Origin of the sequence: Pseudomonas tritici, from assembly GCF_014268275.3 — a bacterium.
Taxonomy (GTDB): Bacteria; Pseudomonadota; Gammaproteobacteria; order Pseudomonadales; family Pseudomonadaceae; genus Aquipseudomonas; species Aquipseudomonas tritici.
Genome location: NZ_CP077084.1, coordinates 1,985,041 through 1,998,882 on the forward strand (window position 1 = coordinate 1,985,041; position 13,842 = coordinate 1,998,882).

Annotated in this window: 15 protein-coding genes; 8 read left to right on the forward strand and 7 right to left on the reverse strand. The window is 59.7% G+C overall.

Annotated features, from left to right (window positions below):
• The first annotated feature begins 18 nt into the window (after positions 1 to 18).
• Genes HU722_RS08850 through HU722_RS08860 form a run of 3 tightly spaced genes read left to right on the forward strand, consistent with a single transcriptional unit; the run spans position 19 to position 3,265 of the window.
• Positions 19 to 1,269, forward strand: a complete 1,251-nt coding sequence (locus HU722_RS08850; RefSeq protein WP_065882187.1) for a lipoprotein-releasing ABC transporter permease subunit — start codon at positions 19 to 21, stop codon at positions 1,267 to 1,269.
• Between the two features lie 7 nt (positions 1,270 to 1,276).
• Entirely contained in the window at positions 1,277 to 1,960 is a 684-nt protein-coding gene (lolD, locus tag HU722_RS08855) for a lipoprotein-releasing ABC transporter ATP-binding protein LolD (protein ID WP_017477213.1), read from the forward strand.
• Positions 1,961 to 2,020: 60 nt separating this feature from the next.
• On the forward strand, positions 2,021 to 3,265 hold the full coding sequence (locus HU722_RS08860; RefSeq protein WP_065874848.1) for a lipoprotein-releasing ABC transporter permease subunit: 1,245 nt from the start codon (positions 2,021 to 2,023) through the stop codon (positions 3,263 to 3,265).
• 100 nt (positions 3,266 to 3,365) lie between these two features.
• Here the strand turns inward: HU722_RS08860 and HU722_RS08865 are convergent, their stop codons facing one another.
• Complete coding sequence (locus HU722_RS08865) at positions 3,366 to 4,712, reverse strand: heavy metal sensor histidine kinase (RefSeq protein ID WP_065874849.1); 1,347 nt, start codon at positions 4,710 to 4,712, stop codon at positions 3,366 to 3,368.
• Complete coding sequence (locus HU722_RS08870) at positions 4,709 to 5,389, reverse strand: heavy metal response regulator transcription factor (protein ID WP_065874850.1); 681 nt, start codon at positions 5,387 to 5,389, stop codon at positions 4,709 to 4,711. The genes HU722_RS08865 and HU722_RS08870 overlap by 4 nt, the downstream gene beginning before the upstream one ends.
• Positions 5,390 to 5,544: 155 nt before the next feature.
• On the opposite strand from HU722_RS08870, the gene copI reads away from it, so the two are divergent.
• Together copI and queF are read left to right on the forward strand one after the other, a co-directional pair.
• Entirely contained in the window at positions 5,545 to 6,057 is a 513-nt protein-coding gene (copI, locus tag HU722_RS08875; protein ID WP_065882191.1) for a copper-resistant cuproprotein CopI, read from the forward strand.
• Positions 6,058 to 6,280: 223 nt separating this feature from the next.
• Positions 6,281 to 7,111: an NADPH-dependent 7-cyano-7-deazaguanine reductase QueF gene (queF, locus tag HU722_RS08880; protein ID WP_065874852.1), complete on the forward strand. Its 831-nt coding sequence runs from the start codon at positions 6,281 to 6,283 to the stop codon at positions 7,109 to 7,111.
• Between the two features lie 136 nt (positions 7,112 to 7,247).
• Here the strand turns inward: queF and HU722_RS08885 are convergent, their stop codons facing one another.
• Positions 7,248 to 7,514 (reverse strand): DUF4404 family protein, encoded by a 267-nt coding sequence (locus HU722_RS08885; RefSeq protein ID WP_065874853.1) that lies wholly within the window; start codon positions 7,512 to 7,514, stop codon positions 7,248 to 7,250.
• Positions 7,515 to 7,625: 111 nt separating this feature from the next.
• Positions 7,626 to 8,234, reverse strand: coding sequence for an HAD superfamily inactivated hydrolase PcrP (gene pcrP, locus HU722_RS08890; RefSeq protein ID WP_065882195.1), 609 nt, complete (start codon positions 8,232 to 8,234; stop codon positions 7,626 to 7,628).
• A gap of 195 nt (positions 8,235 to 8,429) precedes the next feature.
• Between pcrP and HU722_RS08895 the strand changes: the two genes are divergently transcribed.
• On the forward strand, positions 8,430 to 9,119 hold the full coding sequence (locus HU722_RS08895) for an MlaA family lipoprotein (RefSeq protein WP_065882197.1): 690 nt from the start codon (positions 8,430 to 8,432) through the stop codon (positions 9,117 to 9,119).
• Positions 9,120 to 9,179: 60 nt separating this feature from the next.
• On the opposite strand, the gene HU722_RS08900 is transcribed toward HU722_RS08895, so the two are convergent.
• On the reverse strand, positions 9,180 to 9,476 hold the full coding sequence (locus HU722_RS08900) for a PilZ domain-containing protein (protein WP_065882199.1): 297 nt from the start codon (positions 9,474 to 9,476) through the stop codon (positions 9,180 to 9,182).
• Positions 9,477 to 9,752: 276 nt separating this feature from the next.
• Between HU722_RS08900 and rssB the strand changes: the two genes are divergently transcribed.
• Together rssB and rssC are read left to right on the forward strand one after the other, a co-directional pair.
• Positions 9,753 to 10,934, forward strand: a complete 1,182-nt coding sequence (gene rssB / locus HU722_RS08905) for a two-component system response regulator RssB (RefSeq protein WP_065874857.1) — start codon at positions 9,753 to 9,755, stop codon at positions 10,932 to 10,934.
• On the forward strand, positions 10,934 to 11,416 hold the full coding sequence (gene rssC, locus HU722_RS08910) for an anti-sigma factor antagonist RssC (RefSeq protein ID WP_003172602.1): 483 nt from the start codon (positions 10,934 to 10,936) through the stop codon (positions 11,414 to 11,416). Before rssB ends, rssC begins: the two co-directional genes overlap by 1 nt.
• A gap of 105 nt (positions 11,417 to 11,521) precedes the next feature.
• Here rssC and tal read toward each other — a convergent pair whose 3' ends face one another.
• Positions 11,522 to 12,448 (reverse strand): transaldolase, encoded by a 927-nt coding sequence (tal, locus tag HU722_RS08915; RefSeq protein ID WP_065874858.1) that lies wholly within the window; start codon positions 12,446 to 12,448, stop codon positions 11,522 to 11,524.
• Between the two features lie 331 nt (positions 12,449 to 12,779).
• The gene (dusA, locus tag HU722_RS08920; protein ID WP_186753024.1) at positions 12,780 to 13,790 is read right to left on the reverse strand and encodes a tRNA dihydrouridine(20/20a) synthase DusA; all 1,011 of its coding nucleotides are present in this window, start codon (positions 13,788 to 13,790) and stop codon (positions 12,780 to 12,782) included.
• Positions 13,791 to 13,842 lie beyond the last annotated feature (52 nt).

Sequence of the window (13,842 nt, forward strand, 5' to 3'; positions counted from 1 at the left end):
CTCCGAACAAGCCCCGACATGTTCAGACCTCTCTTCGTATTTATCGGCACGCGTTATACCCGTGCAAAGCGTCGCAATCATTTTGTGTCGTTCATTTCCCTAACCTCGATGATCGGGCTCGCCTTGGGCGTGGTCGTGATGATCGTGGTGCTTTCGGTGATGAACGGCTTCGATCATGAGATGCGCACCCGCGTGCTGGGCATGGTGCCCCACGCGACCATTGAGGGCGATGCGCCCATCAGTGACTGGCAAAGCCTGGCCGACAAGGTCAAGCAGAACCCCAAGGTACTGGCCGTTGCGCCGTTTACCCAGATGCAGGGGTTGCTGACCAACGACGGCAAGGTGCAGAAGATCCTGCTCAATGCCATCGATCCGACCCAGGAACGCAACGTCTCGATCATCGACAAGTTCATGCTGCAGGGCAAACTCGATGACTTGGCGCCGGGCAGCTTTGGCATCGTGATCGGCGACAAGGCAGCGGCCAAGCTCGGCGTGGGCCTCGGCGACAAGCTGACCTTCGTCGCGCCGGAAGTCACCGTGACCCCGGCCGGCATGTTTCCGCGCATGAAGCGCTTTACCGTGGTGGGCACCTTCCACGTGGGTGCCGGCGAGATCGACGGCTACCTCGGCCTGACCAACCTCACCGACCTGGCTCGCCTGCATCGCTGGCAGCCGGACCAGGTGCAGGGCTTGCGCCTGAAGTTCAACGACCTGTTCGACGCGCCGCGCGGTGCCTGGGAAATCGCCCAGCATTTGGGTGAGAGCCAATACTACGCCCGCGACTGGACCCGTACCCACGGCAACCTGTACCAGGCCATCCGCATGGAAAAAGCCATGATCGGCCTGCTGTTGCTGCTGATCGTCGCCGTGGCGGCCTTCAATATCATCTCCACGCTGGTGATGGTGGTGAATGACAAGAAGGGCGATATCGCCATCCTGCGCACGCTTGGCGCCACGCCGGGGCAGATCATGGCGATCTTCATGGTGCAAGGCACGGTGATTGGCGTGGTCGGCACCTTGATCGGCACCGCCGTCGGGATTCTGGCTGCGTTGAATGTGAGCGCTGCCATTGCCGCACTGGAAAACGTGCTCGGCCACAAGTTTCTCAACGCTGACGTCTACTTCATCGACTACTTGCCGTCCCAGGTGCAGACCCAGGACGTGTTGATGGTGGGCGGCGCTGCGTTGGTCCTGAGTTTCCTTGCCACCCTGTATCCAGCCTGGCGCGCGGCACGTACCCAGCCAGCACAGGCCTTACGTTATGAGTGAATCGGGCATGAGTGAAAAAGCAATCCTGAGCTGCCGGAACCTGGGCAAATCCTACGAGGAGGGCCCGGAATCGGTAGTCGTGTTGTCCAACCTGCAACTTGAGCTGCACCCCGGCGAGCGCGTGGCGATCGTCGGCAGTTCGGGTTCCGGTAAAAGTACCTTGTTGAACCTGCTGGGCGGGCTCGATACGCCGTCCCAGGGCAGCGTGTGGCTGGCCGGCGAAGAGTTGTCGGCCCTCGGTGAAAAGGCCCGTGGGCAACTGCGCAACCGTTCGCTCGGTTTTGTGTACCAGTTCCACCACCTGTTGCCGGAATTCACTGCGCTGGAAAACGTGTGCATGCCGCTGCTGATCGGCAAGACCGCGATCCCGGAAGCCCGCCAGCGCGCCAAGGCCTTGCTGGAGCGCGTCGGCCTCGGCCATCGCCTGGAGCACAAACCGGCCGAACTGTCCGGCGGCGAGCGCCAGCGTGTGGCGATTGCCCGTGCCCTGGTGAACAACCCGGGCCTGGTGATGCTCGACGAGCCCACCGGCAACCTCGACTCCCACACTGCCCAAGGCATCAAGGATTTGATGCTGGAACTGAGCACCCAGATGCGCACCGCGTTCCTCGTGGTGACCCATGACATGAGCATGGCCCGGCAGATGGACCGCGTGTTGCACCTGCAGGAAGGTCATCTGGTCGCCATCTGACCCGTTTCAAGCCCGGCGCCTTAAGCGCTGGGCTTTTTCATTTTTCAACGGTGCCCACGAATGTTCAGACCGTTATCGATTTTCATCGGCACGCGCTATACCCGCGCCAAGCGCCGCAACCGTTTTGTCTCGTTTATCTCGATGACCTCGATGATCGGCCTCGCCCTGGGCGTATTGGCGATGATCGTGGTGCTGTCGGTGATGAACGGCTTCCAGCGCGAAATGAGCTCGCGCATCCTCGGCATGGTGCCTCACGCCACCATCGTCGGTGTGAACCCGATTGACGATTGGCAGCCAGTGGCCGCCGCCGCGATGAAGAATCCGGAAGTGACTGCTGCAGTACCCTTCACGCAGATGGACGGCATGTTCTCCTACAAGGGCGCGATGCAGCCGATCGAGATCAGCGGCGTCGACCCGGCCCAGGAAGGCAAGGTGTCGATCGTGGCCCAGCACATTGTGCGCGGCAAACTGGATGACCTGAAGCCCGGTGAGTTCGGCGTGGTAGTCGGCGAAATCACCGCCCGGCGCTTTCGCTTGAATGTGGGCGACAAGCTGACCCTGATCGTGCCGGAAATCAGCACCGCACCGGGTGGCATCACCCCGCGTATGCAGCGCTTGAACGTTGTGGGCATCTTCAAGGTCGGCGCCGAGCTGGATGGTTCGATGGCCTTGATCCACATGGCCGACGCCGCGGAAATTCAACATTGGCAGCCGAACCAGGTACAGAGCGTGCGCCTGGCGGTGAAAGACCTGTATGCGGCGCCAAAAGTCTCGGCGGATATCGCCGCCAGCCTGGGCGCGGGCTATAAGCCTGATGACTGGACGCACACCCAAGGCAGCCTGTTCAGCGCAATGAAAATGGAAAAGACCATGATCGGCCTGCTGTTGCTGATGATCGTCGCCGTGGCGGCGTTCAACATCATTGCGACCTTGATCATGGTGGTGAACGACAAAGGCGCGGACATTGCGATCCTGCGCACCATCGGCGCCACGCCACGGCAGATCATGGCGATCTTCATGGTGCAGGGCACGGTGATCGGTATCGTCGGCACCTTGATCGGTGGTGTGCTGGGCGTGATTGCGGCGCTGAACGTGAGTGAGCTGGTGGGCTGGGTCGAGCGGGTGACCGGGCAGCATATCTTCAGTTCGGATGTGTACTTTGTCAGCAACTTGCCTTCGGAGCTGCAAGGTGGGGATGTGCTGCTGATTTGCACGGCGGGGTTTGTGTTGAGCTTTTTGGCGACGCTGTATCCGGCGTATCGGGCGGCGAAGATTGAGCCGGCGCATGCGCTGAGGTATTCCTAAGCCTTTAGACCGCTATCGCAGGCGAGCCAGCTCCCACATTTGGAATGCATTTCAAAATGTGGGAGTTGGCTTGCCTGCGATAGGGCCGGCCCAGCTTGCATCAATCCCCCTTGGGCAACTCAATCACAAACCGCGTCAACCCGGCCTCAGACTCACAAAAAATCCTCCCCCCATGTGCCCGCACGATCGATTGGGTAATCGCCAACCCTAGCCCCGCATGCTCGCTGCTGCCCTCGTGCCGTGCCGGATCCGCCCGATAGAAGCGGTCAAACAACTTCGGTAACAGCTCCGGTGGAACGCCTTCCCCGGTGTTCTCAACCGTCAACCTCACGCCATCCGTCATCCGTACCCGTACTTCGCCACCCGCTGGCGTAAACCGCAGCGCGTTATCCAGCAAGTTCGACAGGGCGCGACGCAACATGCCGCGATCACCCAGCGTATGGGCAGTACCTTCGCGAATCAGGCTGACTTGGGCGTCTTCCGCCAGCAACGCGAAAAACTCAAGCAAAGCATCCACTTCATCTGCCAGCGCCAAAGGCTCGCGTTTGGGCATGAGCAAGCCATGATCCGCTTTGGCCAGGTACAGCATGTCGTTTACCAGCTGCGCCATCCATTGCAGCTCTTCCAGGTTGCTGTGCAGCGCCTCGCGGTAATCCTCCAGCGGGCGCGGCTGGGTCAGGATGACTTGGGTATGGGTCAGCAGGTTCGACAGCGGCGTACGCAGTTCATGGGCGATATCGGCGGAGAACGCTGAGAGACGCTGGAACGCATCGTCCAGTCGACCCAGCATGGCGTTGAAGGCCTGGGCCAGTTCGGCCAGTTCCACCGGCATGTGTTGCTGGGGCAGGCGCTGGGTCAGGGAGTGCGCGGACACACCTGCGGCCACTTCACCCATGCGTCGCAACGGCCGCAACCCACTGCGCGCGGCCCAGGCGCCGAGCAGGGCGGTGGCCAGGGCCGACAGGCCGACGGTGAGCCAGATCAGGTGCTGCATGCGCTGCAGGAAATGCTGGTGGTGGGTGATGTCGAGCATCAGCGTCAGTTGGGGGGAGTCGGGTGGGTCTGCCCTCAGCGGTGCGTTGTACACCCGATAGTCGGTGCCGGCATTTTGCAGGCTGTGCAGGCCGGGCGCGTCGGGCAAGCTCACGCCTGGCGCATCGTCCAGCCAGCGCTGGCCGGCGGCGGTGATGCGCAGCCTCAGCTCGGGCTGGCGATTGAGTTCGGCGCGCAGTTGCGCTTCATGTCTGGCGAATGCGTCTGGCGAATCGACACCCTGCAAGGTGCTGCGCAGCGCCACCAGTTGGCTGTCGAGCTGTTGCTGGTCCAACTCAATGAAGTGCGCCTCGCTGGCGTGGTTGAACAGTACGCCGGCGATCAGCGACACCACCGCCGTGCAGGCGGCAAACAGCAGCGCCAGGCGGCTGGCCAGGGACAGGCGCTTGATCAATTGGCGCGCTCCTCCAGCACGTAACCCATGCCGCGTACGGTGTGGATCAGTTTGGTGGGGAAGTTATCGTCGACTTTCAGGCGCAGGCGGCGGATCGCTACTTCGATGATGTTGGTGTCACTGTCGAAATTCATGTCCCAGACCTGGGAGGCGATCAGCGATTTGGGCAGCACTTCGCCCTGGCGGCGCAGCAGCAGTTCCAACAGGGAGAATTCCTTGGCCGTCAGGTCGATGCGCTGGCCGTGCCGTTCGACGCGACGGCGGATCAGGTCCAGGCGCAGGTCGGCCAGTTGCAGTGCGGTTTCCTGAGGCGAGCTGCTGCCACGGCGCAACAGGCTGCGTACGCGGGCCAGCAGTTCGGAAAAGGCGAAGGGCTTGACCAGGTAATCGTCGGCGCCCAGCTCAAGACCGTGCACTCGGTCTTCCACCGCGTCGCGGGCGGTGAGGAACAGCACCGGGATGTCCAGGCCGGCGCTGCGCACGGCTTGGAGGATTTGCCAGCCATCACGGCCGGGCAGCATCACGTCGAGGATCAGCAAGTCGTAGTCGCCGGTCAGTGCCAGGTGCTGGCCGCTGGTACCGTCGGCCACCAATTCGGTTGTAAAGCCCGCCTCGGCCAGGCCCTGGCGCAGATACTGGCCGGTTTTGGGTTGGTCTTCGACGATCAGCAGTTTCATGGGCGGCTCTTGGCAACGGTTCACGACGGCTTTATACCTTGGGTGCCAGGGCAGGGGGCCAAGCTGACAAAGTTGTAATCTAGCAGTCAGCTGGCTGGCAGCGGCGTCATCTTAGAGTGCTGCCCAAGCTCGTTGCACATTTTTGGAGAATAGACATGGCGTTGCGTACACCCCTGTTGTTGGCGGGTTGCCTGCTGGCGTTGAGTTTCGATGCGGTGGCTGATGCGCCGCACGCCTATGCGTTCGGCCAGGCAGCCCCTGCGAGCAAAGCCACTCGCACCGTGGAAGTGACGCTGCAGGACATTTCCTTTTCGCCCAAGTCCATTGACGTAAAAGCCGGTGAGACGGTGCGCTTTGTACTGGTCAACAAGGGCCAGTTGCTCCACGAATTCAACCTGGACGATGCAGCGATGCATGCCGAGCATCAGAAGGAAATGTTACAGATGCAGGCCAGTGGCATGCTCACCGCCACCGGTATGGGCGAAATGGACCACAGCGCCATGGGCCATGGCGCGATGAAGCACGATGACCCCAATAGCGTATTGGTTGAACCCGGTAAAACTGCGGAGCTGACTTGGACGTTCACCAAAGCCACGGGCCTGGAGTTTGCCTGCAACCTGCCGGGGCATTATCAAGCGGGGATGGTCGGCAAGCTTAACGTCAACTAATTCGCAGATGGCGTCTTTAAGCTGGTCGGGTGAAGAGCTTGCCTGAGCTTTGCGTAGCAGCTGTCGAGCCTTGGCGAGGCTGCGTTTGCGGAGTTTCAGGCGCACCGCTGACGCAGCCTCGCCAAGGCTCGACAGCTGCTACGGGGCGGGGCGGTGCTGTGTTTCTTAAGGGTAGGAGCAAAGGCTGGTAGACTGGCGCGGTTTATTTAGCCAGGTTTCCGCCATGCATCCCGCAGCCGAACATTCGCCGCTGGGCAAGTCCAGTGAATACATCTCCACCTATACACCTTCGTTGTTGTTCCCGATCCCGCGCGCGGCCAAATGGGCCGAGCTGGGCCTGAGCGCCGAGACCTTGCCTTACAAGGGCGTGGATTTCTGGAACTGCTTCGAACTGTCCTGGCTGCTGCCGTCCGGCAAGCCGGTGGTGGCCATCGGTGAATTCAGCATTCCGGCCGATTCGCCGAACATCATCGAGTCCAAGTCGTTCAAGCTGTACCTCAACTCGTTGAATCAGACCGCGTTCGCCGATACGGCCAGCCTTGAAGCGACCCTGCGTACCGACCTCAGCGCAGCCGCAGGTAAACCTGTGAGCGTGCGCATCCGCAGCTTGGCCGAAATCGAGGCTGAAGGCGTGATGGCGTTGCCGGGTGTGTGCATTGATGAGCTGGATATCAGCGTCAGCAACTACGAGCACCCCCGTCCGGAATTGCTGCGTTGCGATGATTCGCGCACGGTGGAGGAGAGCGTGCACAGCCATCTACTCAAATCCAACTGCCCGGTGACCAGCCAGCCTGACTGGGGCAGTGTGGTGGTGGAGTACCGTGGCTCGGCGCTGGATCACGCCAGTCTGCTGGAATACCTCGTGAGCTTTCGCCAGCACTCGGACTTCCATGAGCAGTGTGTAGAGCGCATCTTTCTCGACCTGCAGCGTTTGCTCAAGCCTGAGAAGTTGACCGTATATGCGCGGTATGTGCGGCGTGGCGGGTTGGATATCAACCCGTATCGCAGCACGGAAGAGGTGGCGTTCCAGAACGTGCGCCTGGCTCGTCAGTAGCCTTCATATAAAGCAAATGTGGGAGCTGGCTGGCCTGCGATGGCGGTGTATCAGTCGACTGAAGAATGACTGAGAGATCGCTATCGCAGGCCAGCCAGCTCCCACATTAGGTTCTGCGTTTGGCTTGGGGCAGGGATCAGATCCCCATGTTGCCCAAGGTGATCATGATATTGCGCAAAGTCCCGGAAATGACCGGGTGTTCGGCGTCGAACTCGATAGCAGCTTGATTCACATCGTCAGAAATACTGGGTGTCTGTGTGGCCGGTTCCAGTTCAAGTTGTAATTCAAACTTGGCAATCAAGGCCTCCAGCGCTTCACGTTTCTCTTCCGACAGCGGCGGTTCCTGTTCCAACTGCCCGCGCAGGATCTCGACCTGTTCTTCCAGTTTTTTGCGATCAGGCATGACATGTTTCCTTTTATTCGATAGGCACTGGCATAGACCGCGGCACGCCGAGAAAGGTCTACGGGCTGACCTGTAGATTAATCCACCGGCGGCGACTGTGCATGATCCGTGTCAGGGCTTCTCGCCTTTGAGCTGGCGCAGGCTGATGTCGGCCAAGCAGGTGCCGAGTTCGCCCAGGTGATCAATGACCGAGTGCACGCCCAACCCGTACAGAGCGACGGTGGCCTTGCCGCGCTTGTGTTCGCGTTCCTGTTCGCTCAGCGCTTGCCATTGTTCCGGTGCCATGCCGCACAGCGAGCCGCAGGAGGCCAGGCCGATGGTCCACAATCCGGCATTGAGCCCAGATTGCAGTAGGCGCGGTTCGCCGCTGACCAACACGCAGCCTCCCAGGCGTTCGATGTTCAGCGCCATCAAGGCTTGCCAGCAGGCATGCGGCGCCGGCCAGCGGATCGAGGAAGGTGGCGTCGCCTTGACCCAGTCTGGCAGCGTGACGGCCAGGGGCGTAGTGACAGAGGGAGGGAGTTCATCCAGCCAGGCGCAGGGGACGCCTTGTTCCTTGAGGCTGCGCAGGATTTTCAGCGCGCCAGGTGTGGCTTGGGAATCGGGGGAGGTCGAATCGGTGCGCGCCCGGGAACCGAAGTCCACCAGGCAGCCACTCAAGCCAAACAAGACGGCAGTCAAGGCGGGAGCACTGGCGATGGCTATTTCAGCGTGAGGCATGTCGACATCCCTGAAATAGCTCTAACGCTATCGAGGCTGGATGACAAGTCGATGACAAGATTGTTAATTGTAGGAATTTTGTCCATTTTGCGTGCGACAGATCCCGGAAGCTGCCTAATTGGACACTTCCGTCATATACTGAACGCCTTATTCAGGGCATAGCGCCCATGACAGACCATTCAAGGAGCAAAAGCTATGCGCTGGAGCCACTACTTCGCTCAGCTGTCGGTGTGTGCCACTGTCTTGCTGGCCCCGTTCGCCGCACACGCGGCGTCGGAAGATGATCCATGGGAAAGTATCAACCGCCCGATCTTCACGTTCAACGACACAGTTGATACTTATGCCCTCAAGCCACTGGCTCAGGGCTATGAGTGGATTACCCCACAATTTGTCGAAGACGGTATCCACAACTTCTTCCGCAATATCGGGGATGTCGGCAACCTGGCCAACAACGTGCTGCAGCTCAAACCTCACAATGCCGGTGTCGACACTGCCCGTTTGCTGGTCAACACCACTTTCGGCGTGCTGGGCTTTATTGATGTGGGCACCAAAATGGGGCTGCAACGCAGCGATGAAGACTTCGGCCAGACCCTCGGCTACTGGGGTGTTGGCAGCGGTCCATACGTAATGATTCCGCTGCTGGGCCCAAGCACACTGCGCGATGCGCCGTCCAAGTACGTGGACAGCTACACGCAGCCGTACCGCTACATGGATGATGTTTCCCTGCGTAACAGTGTCATGGGCCTGGGCATTGTTGACACCCGCGCCAGCCTGCTCGACAGCGAAAAACTGATCACAGGTGACAAGTACACCTTCATCCGCAACGCCTACCTGCAGAATCGCGAGTTCAAGGTCAAGGATGGCAAGGTTGTCGACGACTTCTAAGCTGTGACGTTTTGAAATGAAAAAAGGCGACCCAGCGGTCGCCTTTTTTGTGCGCGTCTTTCAGCGCATCTTCAGGATTTTAAGACCAAGGTGCTGGTCTTCACCTGTGGCTTTGGCCCACACCACCTCGGTATCCGCCTCCAGTCCTTTCAGTGCGGCGTGCTCCGAATCGATGCGCACGGTCAGCAGGTCGCCGACGTTGAACTGGCGAGGTGCCTGTACCTGCATACCAGAGCTGGAAAGGTCCACGCACACCCCCGCAATCTCTTGCCCCGCGTGGATCAGAGACACATCGGCATCCACACGCATGCGGATGAAATCGCGTTTTTCAGCGTAGTCGCGCTCGTGCTCGCTCATAGGTTTCATCCTTACTTTGTGTTGTGGTCGTGCCTGTTCTTATAACTCCCGGTGATTTGCGGTGTAAAGACGTCCGGCGACCATCGGCATGAGCTTGAAACCCCTGTCGGATGGGAGTACCGTCTGCGCCTTAGAAGGGCACCTCTGCTTTACCTTTGTGCATGGGCAAAATCCCAATGCTTTGTAGGACAGAGAGGCTAGAAAGCGAATCCAGTACGTGAGCCCGGCCATTGCCGAGCCGCCTACGCCAACCTAATTCTGGCGCCGTTTGCCCACATGCAAAAAACCAGTGCCACGCTGCTGATAATCGATGACGACGAAGTAGTGCGCGCGAGCCTAGCGGCCTATTTGGAAGACAGTGGCTTCAGCGTCCTGCAGGCCAGTAATGGCCAACAGGGTCTCCAGGTATTCGAGCGCGAACAGCCTGACCTCGTGATCTGCGATCTGCGCATGCCCCAGATGGGCGGCCTCGAGCTGATTCGCCAGGTGACTGAGCTCGCCCCGCAGACGCCGGTGATTGTCGTGTCCGGTGCCGGCGTGATGAACGATGCCGTCGAAGCCCTGCGCCTGGGGGCTGCCGATTACCTGATCAAGCCCCTGGAAGACCTGGCGGTGCTGGAGCACTCGGTGCGCCGTGCCCTGGATCGTGCACGCCTTCTGGTGGAAAACCAGCGCTACCGCGAAAAGCTCGAAACCGCGAACCGCGAACTCGAAGCCAGCCTTAACCTGCTTCAGGAAGACCAGAACGCCGGTCGCCAGGTGCAGATGAACATGCTGCCAGTCAGCCCCTGGACCATCGACGAATTCCAGTTTGCACACCAGATCATCCCTTCGCTGTACCTGTCGGGTGATTTTGTCGATTACTTCCGCGTTGACGAGCGGCGTGTCGCGTTCTACCTGGCCGACGTCTCTGGCCATGGTGCTTCCTCGGCTTTTGTCACCGTGTTGTTGAAGTTCATGACCACACGGCTGCTGTTCGAATCCAAACGCAATGGCACCTTGCCGGAGTTCACCCCCTCCGAGGTGCTGGGCCACATCAACCGGGGCTTGATCAGCTGCAAGCTGGGCAAGCACGTGACGATGGTCGGCGGCGTTATTGACGAAGAAACCGGTCTTTTGACCTACAGCATCGGCGGTCACCTGCCGATGCCAGTGTTATACACTCCGGACAGTGTGCGTTACCTGGAAGGGCGTGGTCTGCCCGTAGGCTTGTTCAATGAAGCCACCTACGAAGACCACATCCTGGAACTGCCGCCGACGTTCAGCCTTACGCTGATGTCCGACGGCATCCTGGACCTCCTTCCAGAGCCTACACTCAAAGAGAAAGAAGCCGCCTTGCCCCAAAAGGTCAAGTCGGCGGGCGGCAGCCTGGATGGCCTGCGGCAGGTTTTTGGATTGGCCACGCTAGGGGAGATGCCGGATGATATCGCCCTATTGGTGTTGAGCAGGAATCTTTGATGAGTACCGGAAGAATCCAATTCGCCGAGCAAGACGGGACCTTCGTCCTGAAATTTGTCGGTGAAGTGCGCCTGACCTTGTGTTCGGCGCTGGATGCGACGATTGAGCGGATTTTCACAGCACTGAATTTCTCGGCGATCGTGATCGATCTGACCGAAACCCGCAGCATCGATAGCACCACCCTTGGGCTGTTGGCCAAGTTATCCATTCTGTCTCGGCAGAAGGTCGGCCTGTTGCCTACGGTCGTCACCACCCACGAAGACATTACCCGGCTGCTGCAGTCCATGGGCTTCGACCAGGTGTTCAACATTGTTGATCGCCCGATCCCCTGCCCGGAATGCCTGACTGACCTGCCGTCGCAGGACCAGTCCGAGGAAGTGGTGCGTGTGAAAGTGCTGGAGGCACACAAGATCCTGATGGGCCTCAACGAGTCCAATCGCGAAGCCTTCCACGACCTCGTCAACGCGCTGGAACGCCACTGATCCCCAATTGCTGAAATACAGTCAAATGTGGGAGCTGGCTTGAGACAGTGGGCACAAAAAAGGGCGGTACCCGCGAGGGTACCGCCCTTTTTGCCGCCGCCGCGTTTACAGCTTGGCCGACAACAGCGCCTCCAGCTTCTCCTGATCCCGAGCAAACTGACGAATCCCTTCCGCCAACTTCTCAGTCGCCATCGCATCTTCGTTGGACTCCCAACGGAACTGCGCTTCAGTCAGATGCACACGCGCTTCACCGGCATGGCCTGGCGACAATTTACGTTCCAGCTTGCCTTCATCCGCCGCCAGCTTCTCCAGCAGGTCAGGGCTGATGGTCAGGCGATCACACCCAGCCAACTCTTCGATCTGGCTCAGGTTACGGAAGCTCGCACCCATCACCACCGTCTTGTAGCCATTGGCCTTGTAGTAGTTGTAGATACGCGTCACCGACTGCACGCCCGGATCTTCGGAGCCGGTGTAGTCGTTGCCGTTGGCCTTCTTGTACCAATCGTAGATACGGCCCACGAACGGCGAAATCAGGAACACACCAGCCTCTGCACACGCCACGGCCTGGGCGAACGAGAACAGCAGGGTCAGGTTGGTCTGGATGCCTTCTTTTTCCAGCTGTTCGGCGGCGCGGATGCCTTCCCAGGTGGAAGCGATCTTGATCAGCACGCGATCGCGGCCAACGCCAGCTTTGTCGTACAGGTCGATCAGACGGTGCGCACGCTTGAGTACGGCGTCAGTGTCGAACGACAGACGGGCATCCACCTCGGTGGAAATGCGGCCCGGTACCACTTTGAGGATCTCTTGACCCACCGCCACCGCAAAACGGTCGCTGGCCAGGCCCACGTCGCCGTTGCAGTCCTGTACGCACTCATCCAGCAGCTTGGCATAGCCCGGAATAGAGGCCGCCTTGAGCAGCAGGGAAGGGTTGGTGGTGGCGTCTTGCGGCTTGAGCTTGGCGAGGGTAGAAAAATCGCCGGTATCGGCTACGACGGTGGTGAACTGCTTGAGTTGTTCCAGCTTGGAAGTCATGGGCGTGCTCTGTCCTATGGGTCTGATGACATTACCCGAGCGCCGGCAGGCGCTCAAGGGCGCAAATGCGTTCGATCGTTTGCGAGGGCAACAACCTGAAAACAGCCGTTTGAATGGCAGGTCTGGCTGCTAAATAGGAGGGCAAAACGGCCAGCAGGTTCAACCGAAGTAGCGCATGAACACCACGATTAAATGTGGGAGCTGGCTTGCCTGCGATAGCGGCACCACAGCCGTCGATATCTACCAGGGGTACGCTAATCCAACTGTGGGAGCGGGCTTGCTCGCGAAAGCGCCAGTCCAGTCACCTCCTGCCCCGACTGACACACCCTCATCACCGTCCTTCCAACAGTTCTCCTGCCTGATCCAACAACGCCAACGGATCACTCGCCTTATGGATATCCACCGACAGCAGCTGCCTGAACCTGCGAGCCCCCGGGAAACCCGTCCCCAAGCCCAACACATGCCGAGTAATGTGATGCATCGTCCCACCCCCGGCCAAATGCTCAGCAATATAAGGCCGCAACTGCGCCAACGCCTCAGCCCTACTGATCACCTGCAGCGTGCTACCAAACAACTGCTGATCCACCTCCGCCAGCAAATAAGGATTGTGATAAGCCTCGCGCCCCAGCATCACCCCATCAAACGTCTGCAGATGCTCATGGCACTGCTCCAACGTCTTGATCCCGCCGTTGAGAATAATCTCTAACTCCGGAAAGTCCTGCTTCAACTGGGCCGCCACGTCATAGCGCAACGGCGGAATGTCGCGATTCTCCTTCGGCGACAACCCTTCGAGAATCGCAATCCGCGCATGCACGGTAAAACTGGTGCAGCCTGCCTCGTTAACCTGGCCGACGAAATCACACAGCTCGGCATAACTGTCCCGCCCGTTGATCCCGATCCGATGCTTCACGGTCACCGGAATCGACACCGCATCGCGCATCGCCTTCACGCAATCGGCTACCAGGGCAGGGTGCGCCATCAAAATCGCCCCAATCATATTGTTCTGCACCCGGTCGCTGGGGCAGCCGACGTTCAGGTTTACTTCGTCATACCCCGCAGCCTCGGCCATGCGCGCACACGCCGCCAGATCGGCAGGCACGCTACCGCCCAATTGCAGCGCGAGCGGGTGCTCGGCTTCGTTGTGACGCAGGAAGCGCTCGTGATCGCCGTGCAGGATCGCGCCGGTGGTGACCATTTCGGTGTAGAGCAGGGCGTGTTTGGAGAGCAGGCGCAGGAAGAACCGGCAATGGTGGTCCGTCCAATCCATCATAGGTGCAACGCTAAAGCGCCGAGACAGTGCGGGGCTTGATTCTGCTGGGCTAAAGCTCTGTTTATCTAGCATTTTACTCAACGTGTTCTTGGCGAGTTTTAGGGCGTTTTCAGGCGTTTTTAGA